This window comes from Herbaspirillum sp. CF444 (assembly GCF_000282135.1).
GTDB lineage: Bacteria > Pseudomonadota > Gammaproteobacteria > Burkholderiales > Burkholderiaceae_D > Herbaspirillum.
The window spans coordinates 1-20,573 of record NZ_AKJW01000087.1; the positions used below are offsets into that span (position 1 = coordinate 1).

The 20,573-nt window shown below is 58.5% G+C and carries 17 protein-coding genes and 1 pseudogene; 14 read left to right on the forward strand and 4 right to left on the reverse strand.

The genetic code is table 11. The annotated features are described in order from the left end of the window. The 4 genes and pseudogenes from PMI16_RS26070 to PMI16_RS20190 form a co-directional block, all read left to right on the forward strand. Nucleotides 1-159: pseudogene (locus PMI16_RS26070) on the forward strand (3-carboxy-cis,cis-muconate cycloisomerase); the annotation flags it as partial. 19 nt (nt 160-178) lie between these two features. Next, nucleotides 179-1,516 (forward strand): cation:dicarboxylate symporter family transporter, encoded by a 1,338-nt coding sequence (locus PMI16_RS20180; RefSeq protein ID WP_007883015.1) that lies wholly within the window; start codon nt 179-181, stop codon nt 1,514-1,516. Nucleotides 1,517-1,652: 136 nt separating this feature from the next. Further along, on the forward strand, nt 1,653-3,242 hold the full coding sequence (locus PMI16_RS26695) for a methyl-accepting chemotaxis protein (RefSeq protein ID WP_007883016.1): 1,590 nt from the start codon (nt 1,653-1,655) through the stop codon (nt 3,240-3,242). 67 nt (nt 3,243-3,309) lie between these two features. Continuing rightward, nucleotides 3,310-4,728 (forward strand): class II fumarate hydratase, encoded by a 1,419-nt coding sequence (locus PMI16_RS20190; RefSeq protein ID WP_007883017.1) that lies wholly within the window; start codon nt 3,310-3,312, stop codon nt 4,726-4,728. Between the two features lie 167 nt (nt 4,729-4,895). On the opposite strand, the gene PMI16_RS20195 is transcribed toward PMI16_RS20190, so the two are convergent. After that, the gene (locus PMI16_RS20195; RefSeq protein ID WP_007883018.1) at nt 4,896-5,804 is read right to left on the reverse strand and encodes a LysR family transcriptional regulator; all 909 of its coding nucleotides are present in this window, start codon (nt 5,802-5,804) and stop codon (nt 4,896-4,898) included. 143 nt (nt 5,805-5,947) lie between these two features. On the opposite strand from PMI16_RS20195, the gene PMI16_RS20200 reads away from it, so the two are divergent. From PMI16_RS20200 to PMI16_RS20210, 3 genes are read left to right on the forward strand one after another with little or no spacing between them, the layout of a single operon-like run. Beyond that, complete coding sequence (locus tag PMI16_RS20200; protein WP_007883020.1) at nt 5,948-6,922, forward strand: quinone oxidoreductase family protein; 975 nt, start codon at nt 5,948-5,950, stop codon at nt 6,920-6,922. A gap of 28 nt (nt 6,923-6,950) precedes the next feature. Beyond that, on the forward strand, nt 6,951-7,787 hold the full coding sequence (locus PMI16_RS20205; protein WP_007883023.1) for a pirin family protein: 837 nt from the start codon (nt 6,951-6,953) through the stop codon (nt 7,785-7,787). Between the two features lie 52 nt (nt 7,788-7,839). Further along, entirely contained in the window at nt 7,840-8,265 is a 426-nt protein-coding gene (locus PMI16_RS20210) for a DoxX family protein (protein WP_007883027.1), read from the forward strand. 103 nt (nt 8,266-8,368) lie between these two features. On the opposite strand, the gene PMI16_RS20215 is transcribed toward PMI16_RS20210, so the two are convergent. Then, a complete protein-coding gene (locus PMI16_RS20215) occupies nt 8,369-9,967 on the reverse strand; it encodes a methyl-accepting chemotaxis protein (RefSeq protein WP_007883030.1) in 1,599 nt (532 codons plus the stop codon). A 282-nt stretch (nt 9,968-10,249) separates the two neighbouring features. On the opposite strand from PMI16_RS20215, the gene PMI16_RS20220 reads away from it, so the two are divergent. The 4 genes from PMI16_RS20220 to PMI16_RS20235 all read left to right on the forward strand — a co-directional run bounded on the left by PMI16_RS20220 (nt 10,250) and on the right by PMI16_RS20235 (nt 13,159). Further along, nucleotides 10,250-10,858: a TetR/AcrR family transcriptional regulator gene (locus tag PMI16_RS20220; RefSeq protein WP_007883033.1), complete on the forward strand. Its 609-nt coding sequence runs from the start codon at nt 10,250-10,252 to the stop codon at nt 10,856-10,858. Between the two features lie 116 nt (nt 10,859-10,974). Then, nucleotides 10,975-11,784, forward strand: a complete 810-nt coding sequence (locus PMI16_RS20225; RefSeq protein ID WP_007883034.1) for an oxidoreductase — start codon at nt 10,975-10,977, stop codon at nt 11,782-11,784. Nucleotides 11,785-11,826: 42 nt separating this feature from the next. After that, nucleotides 11,827-12,108 (forward strand): hypothetical protein, encoded by a 282-nt coding sequence (locus tag PMI16_RS20230; protein ID WP_007883035.1) that lies wholly within the window; start codon nt 11,827-11,829, stop codon nt 12,106-12,108. Nucleotides 12,109-12,157: 49 nt separating this feature from the next. Further along, nucleotides 12,158-13,159, forward strand: a complete 1,002-nt coding sequence (locus tag PMI16_RS20235) for an NADP-dependent oxidoreductase (protein ID WP_007883036.1) — start codon at nt 12,158-12,160, stop codon at nt 13,157-13,159. A gap of 54 nt (nt 13,160-13,213) precedes the next feature. Here the strand turns inward: PMI16_RS20235 and PMI16_RS20240 are convergent, their stop codons facing one another. Next, nucleotides 13,214-13,957: a GntR family transcriptional regulator gene (locus tag PMI16_RS20240; RefSeq protein WP_034381488.1), complete on the reverse strand. Its 744-nt coding sequence runs from the start codon at nt 13,955-13,957 to the stop codon at nt 13,214-13,216. Nucleotides 13,958-14,277: 320 nt separating this feature from the next. On the opposite strand from PMI16_RS20240, the gene PMI16_RS20245 reads away from it, so the two are divergent. The 3 genes from PMI16_RS20245 to PMI16_RS20255 are packed head-to-tail and all read left to right on the forward strand — an operon-like array spanning nt 14,278 to nt 17,948. Further along, nucleotides 14,278-15,528, forward strand: a complete 1,251-nt coding sequence (locus tag PMI16_RS20245) for an MFS transporter (RefSeq protein ID WP_007883039.1) — start codon at nt 14,278-14,280, stop codon at nt 15,526-15,528. Continuing rightward, entirely contained in the window at nt 15,525-16,367 is an 843-nt protein-coding gene (locus PMI16_RS20250) for an amidohydrolase family protein (protein ID WP_007883044.1), read from the forward strand. Before PMI16_RS20245 ends, PMI16_RS20250 begins: the two co-directional genes overlap by 4 nt. 39 nt (nt 16,368-16,406) lie before the next feature. Then, a complete protein-coding gene (locus PMI16_RS20255) occupies nt 16,407-17,948 on the forward strand; it encodes a methyl-accepting chemotaxis protein (protein ID WP_007883045.1) in 1,542 nt (513 codons plus the stop codon). A gap of 273 nt (nt 17,949-18,221) precedes the next feature. Here the strand turns inward: PMI16_RS20255 and PMI16_RS20260 are convergent, their stop codons facing one another. After that, on the reverse strand, nt 18,222-20,432 hold the full coding sequence (locus tag PMI16_RS20260) for an autotransporter family protein (RefSeq protein ID WP_007883048.1): 2,211 nt from the start codon (nt 20,430-20,432) through the stop codon (nt 18,222-18,224). Between the last annotated feature and the right edge of the window lie 141 nt (nt 20,433-20,573).

Sequence of the window (20,573 nt, forward strand, 5' to 3'; positions counted from 1 at the left end):
GGCGGTTCGCTGGCCGATGCCCTGGCTGCCATGCCGGAAGTGACGGAACACTTCGACCGGGCCACCATCGATCGCCTGACCGCTCCTGAAAACTATCTTGGCCTCGCTCCGCAAATGGTGGACCAGGCAATTAAACTGTCCGGCGCAATCACAATCTGACCGGCGCCAAGGAGACATGATGACTGCAACTTCCAAAAAAACTCCCTGGTATCGCAAGCTCGGCATGCAGGTCCTGGCATCGCTCGTGCTTGGCATCGCAGTTGGATTTTTATTCCCGAAATTTTCCGCGCAGCTGAAATTGCTGGGCGATATGTTCCTGTCGCTCATCAAAGCCGGCGTGGCGCCGCTGGTGTTCCTGACCATCGTCCACGGGATCGCTTCCGCCGGCGACATCAAGAGTGCGGGTCGTGTCGGCTGGCGCTCGATTGTCTACTTCGAAGTCGTTTCGACCATCGCATTGGTGATCGGACTGCTGGCAGGCAATTTGCTCGAGCTGGGCAGCAACATGAGTCACATGACCGTGGGCGCCGTACCGCCGGCTGCGGCAAAAGCCGAAACGCAAAGCTTTCTGTCCTTCATGATGCACATCGTGCCGGACAACTTCGTGGGCGCATTTGCCAAGGGTGAGTTGCTGCAAGTGGTTGTGCTGGCGGTGATGGTCGGCATCGGGATTCTGGCGATTCCCGAAGCGCGTCGCGAGAAGGTCAACGTGGGACTGGACTACATCTCGGAAGTGCTGTTCTCGTTCATCAATCTGGTGATGAAACTGGCGCCCATCGGCACCTTCGGCGCGGTGGCGTATTCCGTGGGCAGCAACGGCACCGCGGTGCTGGTTGCGCTGGCGCAACTGGTGCTGGGCTTCTATGGCGTCATCATTCTGTTTTTGGCGGTGGTGCTCGGCTCCATCGCCAGGCTTGCGGGATTCAGCCTGTGGCGTTTCCTGCGCTACATCAAGGAAGAAATCTTCATCGTGCTCGGCACGGCGTCTTCCGAAAGCGCATTGCCGCGTTTGCTCATCAAGCTTGAGCGTCTCGGCTGCGCAAAGCAGACGGTCGGTCTGGTGCTGCCTACCGGCTATGCCTTCAATCTCGATGGCACATCGATTTTCATGGCAATGGGGGTGATGTTCATTTCACATGCCTACGGCGTTCCTCTCGGTCTGGATCAGCAGCTTGGCATTCTGTTGCTGATGTTGCTGACATCCAAGGGCGCCGCGACGGTATCGGGAGGTTCCTTCGTGGTGTTTGCCGCCACCGTGACCTCGACGGGGATCTTGCCGATAGAAGGCCTGGCGGTCATTTTTGGGGTCTATCGTTTCTTGTCGATGGCGATTGCCACCTGCAACACGATCGGCAATAGCGTGGCGACCGTCGTCGTTGCAAAGTGGTCGGGAACATTCGACGCAGCCATGGCGGAAAAGCATCTGCATCCGGAGCGCTATCCGCAGGTGATGGCCGAGGATGAAGCCATGAATAGCGTGAGCGCAACCAGCGCGCGACAGGACGTCAGGTTGTAGCCGGTTTTTTTAGCATCAAGCAAGCGAGCCGATCTGTCCACATCGATGCACTTTCGAAGGACAGGTCGGTTTCCATTTATGAATCTGTCGGATATGGCGTCTCCGATCCATCGCGAGCGCTGCAGCGAGGTATGAAATGTTGTCAAGAATCTCTATCAAGGCACGTATCACCGGCGCCATTTTTGCGCTGGTCTTTCTATTGATCGTCGTTGGCGTGATTGGCCAGATATCCAATCGCGCGGGCGAAACGGCCTTGCATGAAACCTATTCCGTGCAGTTGGCTTCGGCCCTGGCGATCGGCGAATCCAAGTACAACCTTGCCGTCGCGCGTATCGCCATCGATCGGGCTCTGCTGCATCCCGAGTCGGGCGACATCAAGGCGCTGGTCGACAAGACCAGGGATTATCTGAAGGTGTCCGACAACGCCTGGCGCCGTTATCTGGACTTGCCCAAGTCCGCCGAGGAAGAGTCGATCGCCAGGGATGTGGCGGCCAAACGCAGTACTTTCATTCAGCAGGCGATAGAGCCCGCTTTGGCGGCATTGTTGAGCAAGGACAGCGTCTCCGCCGACAAGATCACCATGCAGATTGCTCCGCCTTTGGCATTGGCGTTCACCAAGGGCGGAACCCAGCTGGATCAGTATCTTCTGAAGCATGGCCAGGAAAATTACGATGGTTTCAGCAGCGAATTTCGCACCGTGGGTTTCATCTCCATTGGCATGATCGTGCTCGGCATCGTCGTGGGCGTGGTCTGCGGTTGGGGTTTGCAGCGCGCCATTGCTCGTCCTCTTGATCAGGCCCTGTTTCATTTTTCGGCGATCGCCGCCGGCGATCTGAGCCGCCACATTCCGATTCGGTCTCAGGACGAGATGGGGAAATTGATGAGCGGCCTGAAAGACATGCGCGATGGATTGCGCAGCACCGTCACCGCCGTTCGTCAGTCGGCCGATTCGATGGCGACGGCGACGAGCCAGATTGCCTCCGGCAATGCCGATCTGTCGCAGCGCACGGAAGAGCAGGCTGCCTCGCTGGAACAGACGGCCGCCAGCATGGAAGAGCTGACCGGCACCGTGAAGCAGAACTCGGAAAGCGCCCGGCAGGCGAACGCCATCGCCAGTGAAGCGGAATCCATTGCCCTGCGTGGCGGGGAAGTGACCGATAAAGTGGTGCAGACCATGCGCGGCATACAAGGCAGCTCGAACCAGATGTCGGCCATCATCGGCGTGATTGACGGCATTGCCTTCCAGACCAATATTCTTGCGCTCAATGCCGCTGTCGAAGCTGCACGGGCCGGCGAGCAAGGCAGGGGCTTTGCCGTCGTCGCCAGCGAAGTGCGCGGCCTGGCGCAACGCTCCGCGGTAGCGGCAAAAGAGATCAAGCAACTTATCGATGAGTCCGTCGATAAAGTCGACAGCGGCACATCGCTGGTGGAGCAAGCCGGCGTTACCATGCAGGAAGTCACTGACGCGGTACGCAAGGTAAGCGCCATCATTCGCGAAATCTCGCTGGCCTCCGATGAGCAAAAAGACGGCATAGATCAAATCAATAAAGCGGTAACGCAGATGGATGGCGTGACGCAGCAGAATGCGGCTCTGGTTGAAGAAGCGGCCGCCGCGGCGATGTCGCTGCAAGAGCAGGCCCGGTCATTGCAGGGCGCGGTCGCGAAGTTTCGCTACGACAGCGTCGAGGTTTTTTCCTTGCCTGGGTCGTCTGTGCGTATCCGTTAGCTATTCATCTGATTGATCATCGATCAATCTGCGGCACGGTCCGCTTCAACACTGCATTGGATTGAAAATGAGCAATTCACGCATCGAACACGACGCTTTTGGCCCCGTCGACATTCCGTCCGATAAGTATTGGGGCGCGCAGACGCAACGCGCGATGAGCATTTTTGAAGTCGGCGAGGAGCGTTTCCCCGCATGCCTGCTGCATGCATTCGGATTGCAGAAGATTGCCGCAGCGCGCGCCAATCGGCGTTGCGACGTACTCGATACGGTCATGGCGAATGCCATCGTCAGTGCCGCCGAGGAGTTGCGGGAGGGACGTTTCGATGATCACTTCCCGCTCACGGTATGGCAGACCGGGTCGGGTACGCAAACCAACATGAACGCCAACGAAGTCATCGCGAACCGGGCCAATGAATTGCTGGGACAGGCTCTCGGGACAAAATCGCCGGTTCATCCCAATGATCATGTCAATGCCTCGCAGTCTTCCAACGACAGCTTTCCGACGGTGATGCATCTGGTGACCGTGCTTGAGTTGGAAACCCGGCTCAAACCGGCGCTCGTCCTGTTGCGGGACAGCCTGACAGAGCGCGCCACGGCTTTTTCTGCGGTGTTGAAGATAGCGCGGACGCATCTGATGGATGCCGTACCGATGACGATGGGGCAGAGCTTCGATGCCTTTGCCCGGCAGATTGGCCATGGCATTGACCGCATCGATGCAAGCATGCCGCGCCTGTTGTTACTGCCGCAAGGAGGCACGGCTGCCGGTACGGGTTTAAATGCGCCGCCGGATTTTGATCGCATTTTTTGCGAGGAAATCAGCGCGCTTACCGGCCAAGGCTTTTCTCCCAATCCGTCCAAGTTCGAGGGCATGGCTGCGCATGACGCCATGGTCGAAGTTTCCGGCGCATTGAACGTGCTCGCTACGTCCCTGATCAAGATGGCGAACGACATTCGCTGGCTGGGCTCGGGTCCGCGTTGCGGTCTCGGTGAATTGAAGGTTCCCGACGACGGCCTTACCAGTTCAATCATGCCCGGAAAGCGCAACCCGACCATCGCGGAAGTATTGGCGCAGGCCTGCATGCAAGTGATGGGCAACCATGCGACGATCACCATTGCCAACGCCTCCGGCAATTTCGAGCTGAACGTCGCCAAGCCGGTGCTGATCAGTAACTTGTTGCAATCGATCCGTTTGCTGGCAGATGCTTCGCGCGTATTTGCCCGGCGACTGGTTCAGGGGCTGGAAGTGGATGCGGTACGGTTGGCCGACAACGTCGGCAATGCGCTATTGCAGGTGACGGCGCTGAACCCGATTCTCGGTTACGACAAAGTGGCACAGATTACCGCCAGGGCGCTCGAGGAAGGCATCACGCCGCGCGCGGCGGCGTTGTCGCTGGGCTTCCTGGATGCGGCGACCTACGACTCCGTGGTGAATGCGGCGAAGCTGGCGGGCCTGAGCATGCATCGCATGGCGCCGCATGATGAATAGACAAGCCTGCGCGAGCGGACTTTTCTGAGGTAGTTATGGGCAACGTTGCGATCGCCGATGTGCTTGCATGTCCGCAAAGGATAATTGCGCGAATTTAGCGCAGGGAGCAGAAATCATCCCGCAACAATAATTCGTTGGCGCTCCTGTGTTATTGGCGCCCAACCTGCTTAACGGCCCAGTCCTCGTTCCCGTATCAGCTCCACCATCCAGTCCACAAACACACGCACACGGGTGCTCAGATGGCGGTTGGGGGCGTAAACAATCGACAATGGAACGCTGTCGGCCTTCCAGTCGCGTAGCAGCGGCACCAGCAGGCCCGAGGCGATGTGCTGCTCCGCGATAAACGCCGGAGAATGCATCACCCCCAGACCTGCCAAGCCCGCCGCCAGCATGGCATTGGTGTCGTTGATGCCGACAAAATGCCGTCCGTTCACATTGATGCGCTCGTTGCCACGCACCAGTTCGATCGGCAGTTTCCGTCCCGTGCCTGCGAAGAAATAGCGGATTAACAGATGGTCGTTCTCAAGATCGGACGGGTGCTTCGGCACGCCATGCTTTCGTAGGTAACCCGGGGTCGCGGTCGTGACAAAGGGCATGTCGCCGATCTGGCGCGCGATCAACGATGGATCCGTAATCACGCCGCTGCGCACCACGCAATCGACCCGGTCGCCCAACAGGTCCACCGGACGGTCGCTCACGCCGATGTCGATCTGCAAGTCCGGATAGCGGCGCTGGAATTCAGGAAGTGCCGGTATCACCAGCACGGTCGCAATGGTTGCTCCCATGTCGACTCGTAATTTTCCGCGTGGATTCGATTGGGCACTTCCTAATGCCAGGTCCGCCTCCTGCCATTCGTCGATCAACCGCGCCATGCGCTCGTAATACGCCGTGCCATCGTTGGTCGTCGACACGCGCCGCGTCGTCCGGTTCAGCAGCTTGACGCGCAGGTGAGCCTCCAGCGCCTGCACCAGCTTGGTCACCGTGTTGCGCGGCAGCTCGAGCGCATTGGCGGCTTTGACGAAGCTGCCGGTCTCCACTACCGCGGTAAATGCCCGTACCGCCAGAAACTGATCCATTTCAGCCTTTCCTATTATCACCATATTGGGAACACTGATGTAATTTATAGCATCTTTATCATCTTTTTGCTGATATATACACTTGCCTCATCGATCTGCTGAATGCGGGCACAACGCTCCGCTGGCCAGACAAGGAGAGCAACATGAATCAACACCGCGTACGTATTTATGAACAAGGCGCCCCCGACGTAATGCGCTATGAGCCTGCCCCGGCCGCCATCGGTACGCCGGCGCGCGGCCAGGTCCGCCTGCGCCAGGACGCAGCTGGCCTCAATTTCATCGACACGATGTTCCGCGACGGCACCATCGGCGTGACGCTGCCGTTCAACATGGGCGTGGAAGGCGCGGGCGTCATCGAGGAAGTCGGCGAAGGCGTCACGGGATTTGCCGCCGGCGACCGCGTCGCCTACTTTTTTTCGTTCGGCGCCTATGCCAAGGTCCGCATGATCGAAGCCGACGTGCTGGTCAAGCTGACATCGGACGTGACAACCGAAACCGCCGCTGCGCTGCTGACCAAGGGACTGACCGCCTGGATGCTGCTCAAGCGCGTACACAACACCAAGGCCGGCGACACGATCCTCGTGCACGGCGCCGCAGGCGGCGTCGGATCGCTCGTGACGCGCTGGGCAAAGGCGCTCGGCGCCACCGTCATCGCCACCGTCGGTTCTGCCTCCAAGATTCCTCTGGTGCGTGCCCACGGGATCGAACATGTGCTCGACGCCAGCGCGGCTGACCTGGCGGACCAGGTGCGCGCCATCGCTCCCGGTGGCGTCGACGTGGTGTTCGAGTTTGTTGGTCAGGCCACTTTTGCGCAGTCGATCCTGGCGCTGCGCGACGGCGGTCACCTGGTCCATGTCGGCAATGCATCGGGTTCGCCGCAGCAGAATTTCCAAGACCAACTGGCGCAGCGCGGCATTCGTTACACCAAGCCGGCGACGGCTCAGTATGTCAATAGTCGTGAAAGCCTGGACGAATCCAGCAGGGACCTGTTCGCCACCTGGCGTGCCGGCGTCTTCGGCGACGTCACTCCAGTGCGCTATGCCATGTCGGATGTGGTCCGCGCCCACCAGGACCTGGCAGCGCGCCGCATTGCAGGCCCCGCGATCCTCGTTCCTTAAACCTGAATCACGTCAAAGGAGATTCATCGTGAGTGCAGTCTTGTCCCCAAAACCGGGGCGTCCGGTCCAGTACCGTTCCCGCGGCCAGCGCCAGGCCTGGTTCAACCGCCTGGTCAGCCCATCCGGCCTGGGCGAACGCATCAAGCCTTTTGTTTTCCTCGACGATTTCGATATTGCACCAAGCGGCAAGCCGCTGTCGGGCCTGCACCCGCACTCCGGCATTGCCACGCTGACGGTGATTGTTTCAGGCCAGATGGAATACATCGACACCACCGGCAAGACCGGCATCCTGCCCACCGGCGGCGTCGAGTGGATGAATGCGGGCGGCGGCGTGTGGCATGGCGGGGGCGCCATCGGCAACTCCAACGTACGCGGCTTCCAGCTTTGGGTGGCGTTGCCGCCGGAAGATGAGAATGGGCCGGCTTACAGTCAGTACCTGGCCCCGGAGACGGTGCCGGCGGCAGGCCCCGCCCGGGTGATCCTGGGCAGCTACGGTGGCGTCTCCAGCGCCATTCGCACCCGGGCATCGATGAACTACCTGCATGTACGTCTTCAGGACGGAGAAGCGTGGAGCTATCAGCCGCCCGCAGGACACGGCATCGCCTGGGTGTCGCCGATGCGAGGTGTCCTGCATGCCTCGGAAGCGCGTCTCGAAAACGAGATCGCCGTCTTCGAGGATAGTCAGGACACTATCGATTTCGTCGCGCAGGGCGACACCGAATTCGTGCTGGGTTCGGCCGTACCGCATCCACACGACCTCGTTCTCGGCTACTACTCGGTCCACACGTCGCAATCTGCACTGGACCGTGGCGAAGCCAGCATCGAAGTCATTCGCAAGCAGTTAGAAGCAGAAGCATCGCAGTAAATTTCGATACCACCAACCCAACTTTTATTTTCATTATTTAAGGAGCACTACCATGAAAAACGCAATCAACCTGTCGAACACCGTCCTGCCGCTCGTCGCCCGCCTGCTGCTCGCATCGCTCTTCCTGATCAGCGGCATCGGCAAACTCAGCGCCCCGGCAGCCACCATTGGCTATATCACCGCGATGGGCTTGCCGTTCCCCACGCTTGGTTACGTGATCGCGCTCATCGTTGAACTCGGCGGCGGCTTGCTGCTGGTGTTCGGGTTCCAGACCCGCCTCACCGCTCTCGCGCTCGCCCTGTTTTCAATCGTCACCGGCCTGGTCTTCCACAGCGCGGTCGGCGACCAGAACCAGATGATCCACTTGCTGAAGAACATCTCGATAGCCGGTGGCCTGCTACAAGTAGTCGCCTTCGGCGCCGGCGCGTTTTCCCTGGACGCGCGCAAGCCCGTCACTGGCGCCGCACGTATCGCCTGAACCCGCCGCCGATGGCAGACACGTTACGCTTCAACAGGACGCCCTTCATTTCGCCCGGCCGAAATGAAGGGCGTGAAGCCAACCGTACAGGCGCATGGGAAAATTATCCAGCGCGCTTGGCCAGCTTGAAAATGTGCACGTTCTTCACCAGTTTCTCGGCTTCATTTCGCAAGCTTGCAGTCGCCCCTGCAGCTTGCGTGATGAGCGCAGCGTTCTGTTGCGTCACCTGGTCGATGTCTCCGACGGCCTGCGTCACCTGACTGATGTCTTCACTTTGGCGGGCGCTGGCGCTGGCAATCTCGCGCATGATCACGATCACATTGCCGATGGCTTCCTCGATGTTGTGCATGGCCGTGCCGGCGCTGCTGACCAGCGTGCTGCCGCTGTCGACATTGGCGACGGATTCCGTGATCAGCATCTTGATTTCGCGCGCGGCCGCCGCGCTGCGCTGGGCCAGCTGCCGCACTTCGGTGGCCACCACCGCAAAGCCCCGTCCCTGTTCGCCGGCCCGTGCCGCTTCGACCGCCGCGTTCAGGGCGAGGATATTGGTCTGGAACGCGATGCCGTCGATCACGCCCAGAATATCCGCCACCTTGTGTGAACTGGCGCGGATGGTCGTCATGGTCTCCACCACCGACCGGACGACTTGACCGCCGTCATGGGCCTGGCTGGCTGCGGTGCCCACCAGCGCGCCGGCCTGTCGCGTATGGTCGGCATTATTGCGGATGCCGCTGGTGAAACTCTCCATCGTGGCGCGCACCTGCTGCAGCGCGTCCGCCTGGGCCTCGGCCCGTGCCGCCAGATCACTGTTGCCGACGGCAATTTCCTGCGCGTTGGTATTGATGCGTTCGGATCCGCCGCGTACATCATTGACGATGCCGGCCAGTCCTTGCGCAATACCGTTGACGGCTTGCATCAATTGGCCCAGCTCATCACGTCGGCCGACATGAATCAGGGTGGTCAGATCGCCCGTGGCCAGTTGCCGCGCGGCGTGCGTCGCCTCGATCAGCGGCGCGGTAATCATCCTTTGCAGCATAAGATAAAGCAGGCCCATGACCACAGCCAAACCTGCCAGGGTGAACAGGCCGTAACGCAGTTGCTGCGCGGCGATCTCGTGAAGACTGGCGACGACAACGCCGTCGCGCGCCAACAGCGCCTGGCAAGCCCAGACATACAAGCCGACGATCGTGCCGCTCAAGGCCAGGCCCATACCGGCAATACGCGCGCCGATGCCAATGTGCCGGCGCTGGCTCACATCGATGCCCACATACAAGACTGCCACCACGCGACCATTGCCGTCGCGCACCGGGTCGTAACGGGTCATGTACTGGCGGCCGAACAGCTGCGCAAAACCGGTGTAGCTGCGACCCGCCAGCAGATCGCGATAACCGGCATGGGAGTGATCGAGCAAGGTGCCGACGGCGCGATTGCCATCTTCCTTTTTGATGGAGGTGGCGATGCGAACGAAATCGCTGCCGCGTTGCACGAAGATGGTGGCGCTTCCGCCGGTGGCAGCGGCGAATTCATCGATCGGCCCGAAATTCAGATTCAGCACTTCGGCGCCACTGCTGAGTACCGGCGTGCGCTCATTCCCGACCAGCATCTGCTGCTGTGATTGCAGGGAAAAACCGGCGGGGAACCGGCGGATCAGTATTCTAGCAAGTTGATTGATCTGATAATTCAGAGGCAACAAGCGGTTCATGACCAGGCTCCCATGACGAGGTTACGCTTTTATAACGTATTTTTTGTTGCCAGTGAGAATAAACATGCGTTCCGACTGATGTCGAGTTTATCTCAGCTTGGCCTTTCATGTTTCCTGCTTCCAGCCATCCTCCAAAGGATGTACCCCGGTGACCTGAGCGTCTTTATACCCGATACCGTGGAGTCGGCGGCAACGGGGAATTGCCAAATGACAAATAGTTTCCCAGGGGGAGATTGTCGATGAATTATTTATTGGCTGAACATTTTCTGTGAAAAATGATATATGATGATCGTCATGAAATCTAAGCCAGTCAAACAAAAAACTGTTGGCCGAAAAGAGATTACGCATGAGCGCATCGTTGAGGTCGCCGCACGCGCAATCCGGCGCAGCGGTTATGACGGTACCGGTGTCGCCGACATCATGAAGGAGGCCGGTCTTACGCACGGAGGCTTTTACGCCCATTTCGCGTCGCGTGAAGCCTTGCTGGCGGAGGCGGCGGATCGTGCCGGCGCCGAAACCGTCGGTTTGTCGGAGCGCATCGCCGCTTCGGTTCCACCCGGACAGGCTTTGCCGGCCATGATACGGGCCTACTTGTCGATGGCGCATTTCGAAGGGATTGAAACCGGCTGTGCAATTGCCGCGCTCGGTTCGGAAATGCCGCGTCAGGCGCCCGAAGTGCGGCGTGCGTCCACCCGTCGCATCAAAGAAATGATAGATGTGGTCGCGCGCGAGCTGCCCGGTTGGGGGACGCCGGCCGGGCATGAAGAAGCATTGACGATAGTTGCTTCGATTGTCGGCACCATGATCATGGCGCGCGCAGTCGATGATCCCAAGTTGTCCGAAAGTTTTCTGGAAGCGGCACGGAAAAAACTGGCGCCATCGGCTCTTTGATGCATCAAGGATGTGTGCCGGTTTTGCGTTGTTTTTAAATATGATGATTATCATATATTTTCGTAAAAAATCAGTTTGAAGCCACTAAGGCTTTCTATGAAAATCGGGAGAACATGATGGACGACAAAATCGCATTGGTGACCGGAGCTTCTTCGGGGATTGGTGAGGCAAGCGCAGAGCGGCTCGTGGCGGAAGGGTACAAGGTCTACGGCACCAGTCGGCGAGGAGCTCACCTGGAGCAGCGATCGTTTGAAATGTTGCCCCTTGACGTGACGAGCGACGACTCCGTCAGTGCTGCCGTCGATGCTGTCATGCGGAGAAGCGGCAGGATCGATCTGTTGGTGAACAATGCCGGTTTTGGCGTTGCGCCGGCCGCGGCGGAGGAAAGTTCCCTGGACCAGGCGCGGTCAATTTTCGAAACGAACTTCTTCGGGCTGGTCCGCATGACGCGCGCCGTGATTCCTTACATGCGGCAACAGCATGGCGGCCGCATCTTGAATATCGGCTCGGTGCTGGGCTTTCTGCCCATGCCGTACATGGCTCTCTATTCCGCTACCAAACACGCCGTGGCAGGGTATTCGGCATCGCTCGATCACGAACTGCGAACGATGGGTATCCGCGTCTGCGTCATCGAGCCCGGATATATCAATACCCGGTTCGATGCAAATTCCATGGAACCCGATAACCCGCTCGACCTGTACCGGGAAATTCGTGCGGCCTTGAACAAGCGCGTCAAAGAGGTGCTGATTGGCGCAGACGGGCCGGAGGTGGTGGCCGAAACCGTGCTGAAAGCAGCGGTTTCTCGTCGCCCCAAGCTCCGTTATGCCGCTGGTGGTTTGGCGAGTCGTTTGCGGTTGCTGCATAGATTCGCGCCGGCGGCTCTTGTCGATGCGGGCATCAGAAAAGATTTGCGGCTTGAATCTTGACGGCGCGCCCGGACAGGTTCCAATGATGAGGTGGTTCAGCGAATGAAAACAAGGCAATGGGACGGCATCCCGGGACAGGAATTTTTCGTTTCCAACTATGCTTCCCGTCATCCCGAAGAAGCCGAAGTCCCAGCCCCGGGCGACATTGCCGCAAGGAGTGGCGAGGGTATGGTGGACATCGCTCAGTACAGGGTGCTCCGACCCATTGTCTTGCCTCATCTGCAAACAGGCAACGACAGTGCAAGAAAGGATGGAGATGCACGTGGCATGCCGGCGTTTTCCGGTGACGAAATGCGTCTGCGCGCATATTTGCAGATCATGTAAGAACATTTCCAGAACGCAACTTATTCAACAAGAACGGGGAAAGAACATCATGAAGGCATTCATCCTTAAACGTTATGGCCGCAACAATCGCCTCCATCCCGTAGAAATGCCGGAGCCGGATCTGCGTGACGACGACGTATTGGTTCAGGTCCACGCTGCCGGCGTCAACCTTCTCGATTCCAAAATCAGGAACGGAGAATTCAAGCTGGTTTTGCCCTATCGCATGCCGCTTGTTTTGGGCAATGACGTGGCCGGAGTGGTCGTCAGCGTCGGACCTGGAGTAAGGCAGTTCAAGCCCGGCGATGAAGTCTATGCCCGTCCCGACAAAGACCGGATAGGCACATTCGCAGAGTTTATCGCGGTGAGTGACAAAGACGTTTCCTTGAAACCGAAATCGATCTCGATGGAAGAGGCTGCCTCGTTGCCTCTTGTGGGCTTGACCGCATGGCAAGCATTGATCGGGAAAGCGGAATTGAAGAAGGGGCAGAGGATCTTTATTCAGGCGGGTTCCGGCGGCGTGGGGACATTCGCCATTCAGTTGGCGAAGCACCTTGGCGCAACGGTAGCGACCAGCACAAGTGCTGCCAATCTGGATTTGGTGAAGAGCCTTGGGGCGGATATCGTGATCGACTACAAAAAAGACGATTTTGAAGGGATGTTGAAGGACTATGACGTCGTCTTGCATAGCCAGGATGGCAAGACCATGGAAAAATCCATGCGGATTCTGAAGAAGGGCGGGAAGCTCATCTCGATCTCCGGACCGCCGGATTCGGATTTTGCAAAAGAGATCGGCGCATCGTGGTTGGTCGCGCTCGTCATGCGTCTTTTGAGCTTCAGCGCCAGAAAGAAGGCAAAGCAACTCGATGTCGGATTCTCATTTCTTTTCATGAGAGCGAACGGCGAACAATTGAACAGAATTGCGTCGCTGGTTGATGCAGGAATCATCCGTCCGGTCCTCGACAGGGTTTTTCCATTCGAGGCGACGAACGAGGCGATGGCTTACGTCGAGACGGGGCGCGCCAAAGGGAAGGTCGTCATTAAAATCAAATAAGCTCGACTTGAGCGCATGTCCATATGGACATGCGCTCCTTGTTTCCCGTGCTGCTCAGCGAATCTCCGCGCTGTAGCGAAACTTGCTGGCGGCGCCGCGCGATTGGCGCCATTCCAGCGGCGTGCCGTCCGAACCCAACGCCAGCCGTTCTATCACCACGACCGGGGTGTTGACGGAGAGCCCGAGCAGTTTGGCCTGTGCTTCCGTGACGGACTCCACCGTCAGGACTTCCTGGGCGGAAGCGATGATCTGTCCGCATTTTTCTTCATACAAGGGATACAGAAGATCGCCAAAATCTTCCACCGCCAAATCCAGAAGAACCTGGAAGCGTTGGGCGCACAGATATATATTTTCTGCCAGCACGGGTTGTTCGTCGACCAGGCGCAAACGAAGCAATTCAATCACCGGGGCGCCGGTTTTCAAGCGCAGCGCCGCAGCAATGTAGGCGGAGGAAGCAATTTTCCTGCGCTGCACAATATGGCTGGTCGGCACGCGTCTTTGCCCGTCGGCGGATTCAAAGCGAAAGAAGCGAAATAGCGAATTATCAAAGCGCGGCTTGCGCACGAAGGTGCCTTTGCCATGACTGCGTTCGACCAGGCCTTCCGCAATAAGCGCTTCAATCGCCTTGCGCACCGTGCCGACGGCGACCTGATACGTATTTTTGAGTTCCGTTTCGGACGGCATGATCTGGCCTGGTTGCCAGACTTGTTCTTTTATTTTGCTTGCGAGTTCATCGCGCAGTTGCTGATAAAGCGGCAGACGCGGGTCTGCTGCCGATTGTTTGAAAAGTGATGTCATGCTGGCATGGGGCGGATGATAGGTGTGCGGCGCGGTTAGAACGCATCTCACGCCTATTGATGAAATGCGTTCTAGTTTAACTCGGGAGTGGCTGCCCTCCTGCAATTGTTCAACCGGCGTCTCCGGTTTGTGCTATCTTTCATACACTCATATATATGAGTGTATGAATATGAGTATTTGTGCAAATGAACAACTTCCGCTTCCTTTCACGGAAATGGGAACCTCGAATCAATTAAAAAATGCATGGATGGCTGCGACAAGCATGATGCGTGGAGTCGATACGCAAGCAGACTACATGCACGGAGATAGGAGAGAAGACGATGTTTACCTGGTACAAAAAAATATCCGGCAAGGAGCGCAAGACCTTCTGGGCCTGCTTTAGCGGATGGGCGCTGGATGCACTTGATGTGCAAATGTTCAGTCTGGCGATACCGGCGCTGATCGCGGCTTTCAGTCTCAGCAAAGGCGAAGCGGGGCTGATCAGCGGCGTCACCCTGGTGGCGTCCGCCATCGGCGGCTGGGTTGCGGGGGCCGCATCGGACAAGTACGGACGCGTGCGCACCCTCCAGATCACGATCGTCTGGTTCTCGCTCTTTACTTTCCTCAGCGCGTTTGCACAGTCATTCAATCACTTGCTGATCCTGAAAGCCTTGCAAGGATTCGGTTTCGGTGGCGAATGGGCCGCCGGCGCGGTGTTGATGGCAGAGACGATTCGTCCGGAACATCGCGGCAAGGTCATGGGAACCGTGCAAAGTGCGTGGGCAGTCGGCTGGGGCTGCGCCGTGTTGCTGTTCACGGCGCTGTTCTCCTGTCTTCCCCAAGACACCGCCTGGCGCGCCATGTTCATGATCGGCCTTTTGCCCGCGCTGCTGGTCGTCTATGTCCGTCGTTCCATTCAGGAGCCGGAGGCGTTCTTGCTGGCAAAAAAGCGGGCCGGTGAAAGCAATGCCAAACAAAAGAGTCCGTTGCTGGGCATCTTTGCGCCTGATGTTTTGCGCCTGACCGTCATCGGCAGTTTGCTGGGCGTGGGGGCGCACGGGGGCTACTACGCGCTGATGACATGGTTGCCGACCTATTTGAAAACGGAAAAGCATCTGTCGGTGCTTGGCACCGGCGGTTATCTGGCGGTGATCATCGTTGCCTTTTGGGCAGGCTGTATCGCCAGCGCGCAATTGCTGGACCGTATCGGCCGCCGCCGCACCGTAGCGTCGTTCGCGATCTGCTGCGTCATCACCGTGCTGTGTTATATCTTCCTGCCGTTGAGCGACACACAGATGCTGATCGCGGGTTTTCCACTGGGTTTTTTTGCTGCCGGTATTCCTGCCAGCCTGGGTGCCTTGTTCAACGAGCTGTATCCGAGCGGCATTCGCGGAACAGGAGTGGGTTTTTGCTATAACTTCGGTCGTGTCGCCTCCGCAGGATTTCCCGTGCTGGTGGGGCACATGAGCGACTCGATGCCGCTGGGCGAAGCGATCGGCATCGACGCCGCCATTGCCTATAGCCTGGTCGTCGTGGCAGTGCTGATGCTGCCGGAAACCAGAGGCAAAAAATTTGAGGTGGAGAGTGCATGATGTCGGCAGTCTCTTTACCTGACATGCCGGCGGGCATTGCCGTCGACACGCATGCGCATGTGTTCGCGCGCGGTTTGCCGCTGGCGGCCACGCGCCGCTACGCACCGGATTATGACGTGGGCGTCGACGAATACCTGACGCGTCTCGATGCCAATGCGATATCGCATGGCGTGCTGGTGCAGCCGAGTTTCCTGGGGGCGGACAACAGTTATCTGATCGCCGCATTGCGTGCGCATTCGCAACGATTGCGCGGCATTGCCATGATCGATGCCGACATCGGCCGGGAACAATTGCAGGATTTGCGTGATGCAGGCGTGGTTGGCATTCGTTTCAATCTGGTCGGCGGCGCCGAGATCCCCGATTTTTCGTCCGCGCGGTGGCGTCGCGTACTGGCGGACATCGCACAATATCAGTGGCTGGTGGAAATTCACCGGGAGGCGCGCGATTTGCCGCTGGTTCTTCCGGCGCTGCTGGATGCCGGCGTCAATATCGTGGTTGATCACTTCGGTCGCCCTGACCCGGAGCAAGGCGTTGGCGACCCCGGGTTCCGTTATCTCCTGAAGATCGCGCGGACCCGGCGCGTCTGGGTGAAGTTGTCAGCCGCATATCGCAATGGCGGTGTCGTTACCGGCAATCGGATCGCCGCTGTGGCCGTTCCCTTGCTGCGGCAGGAATTCGGGTTGCAGCATCTGCTCTGGGGGAGCGACTGGCCGCATACCCAGCATGAACGGCTGACGGACTACCGGCAAGAATGTCGTGAACTCCGCACCTTGCTACCGGAAATCATGGAGAGGGATCAGGTTCTCCGCGCGGCTGCGCAGCTGTATCAATTTTCCTGACGCATTCCGTTCGTCCGTCCATCTCCTTGAAGAGAAACCATGAAAAAATTCTACGATTTGAGAATAGCGACGAAGCTATTGGTATCGTTTTTACTGATCATTCTGGTGATGACCTTCGTCGGCCTGTTTGCCGTCAACCAGATGGCCAGGGTCAATGCAGCGACGATGGAGATCGCCAGGAAATGGTTGCCGGCCGTGCGCATCAGCCTGACGCAGGAGCGGGTGTTGGCGCGTGTACGCTCGACCGAATTTCAGCATATCCTTGCCAATGCGGAAACCATGGCAGGACTGGAAAATAGCTTGCGTGAGCGCTATGCGGAATTTGCGCAGTTGCAGGATGAGTACCAACGGCTGCCCTTGAGTGCGGCAGAACAGGCTGACTACGAAGAAATAAAAAAGACGCTGGCGGCCTATCTTGTCGAGCACAAAAAGATTATCGCCTTGTCGCGAGACAATCGGAAAGACGACGCCATGGCGCTGACCAAAGGCGACTCGCTGAAAGCCTATCGGGCCATCGATCGACAATTTTCCGAGCTGAGAAAGCTAAGCACTTCAGGTTCCGCCGAGGCAGATCAGCGTGCCAACGATATCTATTCCACGTCACAGCGTTGGATCATGATCTTGCTGGCGATCGGTATTGCCCTGGGTGTCGCCCTGGCAATTGTGATTGCCCGCGTAGTGTCCCGACCGTTGCAGGACGCATTGGCGATCGCACGCAAAGTGGCCGGGAACGACCTTACCGGCAAAGCGAGCGTAAAGCATATGGATGAAACCGGGATGCTGATGCACGCTCTCAACGATATGACCGGCAGTCTGGGCATCATCGTCGGCGATGTTCGCAACAGCATTGCCGTCATCAATATCGCCTCGGGCGAGATCGCGAGCGGCAATGCCGACTTGTCGAATCGCACGGAATCACAGGCTTCCAGTCTGGAAGAAACGGCGTCGGCAATGGAAGAGCTGACCTCCACCGTGAAGCAAAATGCAGAGAATGCGCATCAGGCGAATCAACTGGTGATATCCACTTCGGATGTGGCGGTAGAGGGGGGCGTCATGGTGGAGCAGGTTGTCAATAAGATGGGGACGATCAAGGAGTCGTCGCGGAAGATTGTCGACATCATCGGGGTGATCGATGGTATTGCGTTCCAGACGAATATTCTTGCCTTGAATGCGGCGGTAGAGGCTGCGCGTGCAGGTGAACAAGGTCGCGGTTTTGCCGTGGTCGCCACCGAGGTGCGCAGCCTGGCGCAACGCTCGGCTGCCGCAGCCAGGGAAATCAAGGATCTGATCGGAGACTCCGTCGGACAAGTCGAGGAAGGCAGTCTGCTTGTCGATCGGGCCGGGACGACAATGACCCGGATCGTCGACTCGGTAAGGCAAGTCGCTGCGATCATGAGTGACATTACCGTCGCCAGCCGGGAGCAGAGCACTGGCATCGAAGAAATCAATCGTGCTGTGTCGATGATGGATGAAAGCACGCAACAAAACGCGGCCCTGGTCGAGCAGGCTGCGGCCGCAGCGCAATCTCTGCGAGATCAGGCATATGCGTTGTCCCAAGTGGTGAGCCAATTCAAATTGTAGATCTGCGCTTCTTGGTGTATCCGGCAAAGAAAAAGAATTGGTGCGCCGCGGCCGCTTCCGGCATCAGGTCATGCATTTTGCGCGCGCCATATGACACCGGCTCAACACGATATCTATTGCCTGTCCAGGATCAGCGCGCAAAGGAAACCGCATTGCGCAATTCCAGCGCCTCATCGCATTCGAACATTTCTATCTTCATCGCCATCTTGCGCAACTGACCGGAAAAAAAGCCGCACTAAGCGGCTTTTCTTCGATCGTGGAATCAAACGGCAATCAGAACTGATACCGCAAACGCACGTCAGCCGTCTGCGCGGTATAACCGCGTGCCGCTTCCATGGTGTAACGAGCCGCCAGCGTCAGGTTCCGGCTGCGCGCCAAGGTCGCGCCCAACACCAGCACACCGGTATTTTTATTGGCGGCTGCGCCTTGCGTGGTAAAGCTGGTGGCGCCGCTGGCGTCGGCTGCAAAATTGGCCACCGACTGCACGCTGGTGTCGCGATACTCATGGCGCCAGCTTAACTGCACCGACGGCGTGACTTCTCCATACGATGTCTTGAAGGAACGCTCCAGTTTCGCACCCAGATCGCTCTTCACCGAAGAGGTGCTGCTTGAGTTGACGTGCAAGGCCGCGACGCTGCCGGTTTCGGTATAGGCATCCTGGCGCAGGCGGCTGTAGGTCAATCCCGCAATCGGCGTGAGCGTGGTCATGGCGTCGAGCCTGATCGGATAGCCGGCCTGCGCCGAGGCGACGTACTGCGTGCCGTCGAACTGGCCGGCGGCATTGCCGCTGAAGCCGGTATAAGCGACGCTGCGCAGCGTGTTGTATTTTTGCTGGACGATGCCGCCCGACAGATTCAGATACCAGTTCTCTGCGGTATAGCCGCCATAACCGGTCAATCCGTAAGCCTTGATGTGCGCCGAACTGCCGGTATTGTCGCCGCCGCCGTTGACGGAGGTATCGGCATAGCTGAACACGCCGCCAATGCGCCACTGGTCGCTGAGTGCGGTGTCGGCGCCGATCAGCAAGCCGCTGTAGCCGGCGCGATAGCCGCTACCGGCAGCACGGTTTCCCTGGTTGGCCTGACCGCCGAAGGCCTGGCCCCACAGCGCGATATCGCTGGCGCGTTCACCGGTCGAGACGCCACTGCCGGCAGCTTGTGCCGTACGCAGGGTGTCGATATGGGACGACGTGACGTTGAGCACTGCTTGCGTGGATACCTGGGCCGACTGGATGGTCGAGGCCGTATTGGCGGCCGGACTCAATTGCGCGCCGGCGCGGTTGGCATCCGCTGTAGAACCCAGTGCGGCAGCGGCATTGAACATGTTGAGCATGTTGGCATTGGTGCCGCCGTAACGGAACAAGCCGGACAAGGCAGAGACGGCGTCAGGCGTGGTCGCCGAAATGTTGGGGCTGGTAGAGCCGGAGCTCGACGAACCCAAGGTAATCAGCAGATCGGTCTTGGCGTTGTTGTCGCTGTCGGTCACACTGGCGCCGCTGATGGCGCCGCTATAACCGTCCGCAGAATAATTCAGCAGACTGGCGTTGTACTGCGCATTGCCGTTGTTTGCCTGCACCACCACGAAGCGCTGTCCCTGGGCGAAGGAATAGGTGCTGAGTTTTTTAAGTGCGATGCTGGTGCCGGCATCGAAGGTCGCCACGCCCGATACGATCAGCCGGCCGTAGCCGCTGTCGGTGCTGACGACCCCGCCTGCAACGGCGCCGTTGGCCACGCCGATGTTCAGGGTCGCGGCGGCGTTTTGCGTGTAATTGCCGGTGACGGTGATCGTATTGTTGATCTGCAGGACCGAACCGGAATTGATGGCGGTGCGGCCGGTGACGTTGATATTGTCGTTGAGCAGCTGGTTGCCCGCACTGAAGACCAGGTTCGAGGCGGTATTGGTGATCAGGCCGATGTTGCCGGCGCCGATGCCGCTGCCGGAACCGGTCAGGGTGCCGAAGGTCGCTCCCGCACCGCCGGTGATGGTCAGATTCTGGCCGGCGGTGTTGGTGATGTTGCCTGCAATGGTGCCGCCGTTGTTGGCGATCGGTCCGAGGGTGCCGCTGTTGGAAATGGCATTGGTGGTGCCGGTGATGGTGCCGGTGTTGGTCAACGTCCCGATCGTGCCGGAGTTGCTGATGCCTGTTCCTCCGCTGATGGTGCCGCTGCTGCTGTTGTTCAGCAGGCCAATGTTGCCGGAATTCAAAATGCCGGTGGTCGTTCCGTTGTTGGTCAGGGTGCCGCTTGTCACGGAAACAGTAAGGGCCGGCGTGCCGGAGAGAACGACGCCATTATTGATGAGGAATGTGCCGCTGCCGTTCCACGTCACGCTCGAGGTATTGCCGGTGACAGTGGCACTCCCGGTGACGGTCGGGCCTGCCAGTGCCGTCGTCGATGCCATCGTCGCCAGCGCCGCGGCGAGAGACAAGCTCAGGATGGTGATGCGGCCTGGCGATAGGTGTTGTGATGGAATTTTCTTATGCATGTTCATTTCCCCTTGTAGTTCTGAGCGGCTTGGTACAGCCAGTTCTTCTTCTCGTATATCGACGTAATCACCGCATACTGAAGAGTAGAAAATTTGTATTTTTGTCAACAATCTCGAAATGGAAAACTGTTTTAACTTGAA

Coding starts and splice junctions, on each gene's coding strand:
- PMI16_RS20180 (WP_007883015.1), top strand. CDS start 179: ATGACTGCAACTTCCAAAAAAACTCCCTGGTATCGCAAGCTCGGCATG.
- PMI16_RS26695 (WP_007883016.1), top strand. CDS start 1,653: ATGTTGTCAAGAATCTCTATCAAGGCACGTATCACCGGCGCCATTTTT.
- PMI16_RS20190 (WP_007883017.1), top strand. CDS start 3,310: ATGAGCAATTCACGCATCGAACACGACGCTTTTGGCCCCGTCGACATT.
- PMI16_RS20195 (WP_007883018.1), bottom strand. CDS start 5,804: ATGGATCAGTTTCTGGCGGTACGGGCATTTACCGCGGTAGTGGAGACC.
- PMI16_RS20200 (WP_007883020.1), top strand. CDS start 5,948: ATGAATCAACACCGCGTACGTATTTATGAACAAGGCGCCCCCGACGTA.
- PMI16_RS20210 (WP_007883027.1), top strand. CDS start 7,840: ATGAAAAACGCAATCAACCTGTCGAACACCGTCCTGCCGCTCGTCGCC.
- PMI16_RS20215 (WP_007883030.1), bottom strand. CDS start 9,967: ATGAACCGCTTGTTGCCTCTGAATTATCAGATCAATCAACTTGCTAGA.
- PMI16_RS20220 (WP_007883033.1), top strand. CDS start 10,250: ATGATGATCGTCATGAAATCTAAGCCAGTCAAACAAAAAACTGTTGGC.
- PMI16_RS20225 (WP_007883034.1), top strand. CDS start 10,975: ATGGACGACAAAATCGCATTGGTGACCGGAGCTTCTTCGGGGATTGGT.
- PMI16_RS20230 (WP_007883035.1), top strand. CDS start 11,827: ATGAAAACAAGGCAATGGGACGGCATCCCGGGACAGGAATTTTTCGTT.
- PMI16_RS20235 (WP_007883036.1), top strand. CDS start 12,158: ATGAAGGCATTCATCCTTAAACGTTATGGCCGCAACAATCGCCTCCAT.
- PMI16_RS20240 (WP_034381488.1), bottom strand. CDS start 13,957: ATGACATCACTTTTCAAACAATCGGCAGCAGACCCGCGTCTGCCGCTT.
- PMI16_RS20245 (WP_007883039.1), top strand. CDS start 14,278: ATGTTTACCTGGTACAAAAAAATATCCGGCAAGGAGCGCAAGACCTTC.
- PMI16_RS20250 (WP_007883044.1), top strand. CDS start 15,525: ATGATGTCGGCAGTCTCTTTACCTGACATGCCGGCGGGCATTGCCGTC.
- PMI16_RS20255 (WP_007883045.1), top strand. CDS start 16,407: ATGAAAAAATTCTACGATTTGAGAATAGCGACGAAGCTATTGGTATCG.
- PMI16_RS20260 (WP_007883048.1), bottom strand. CDS start 20,432: ATGCATAAGAAAATTCCATCACAACACCTATCGCCAGGCCGCATCACC.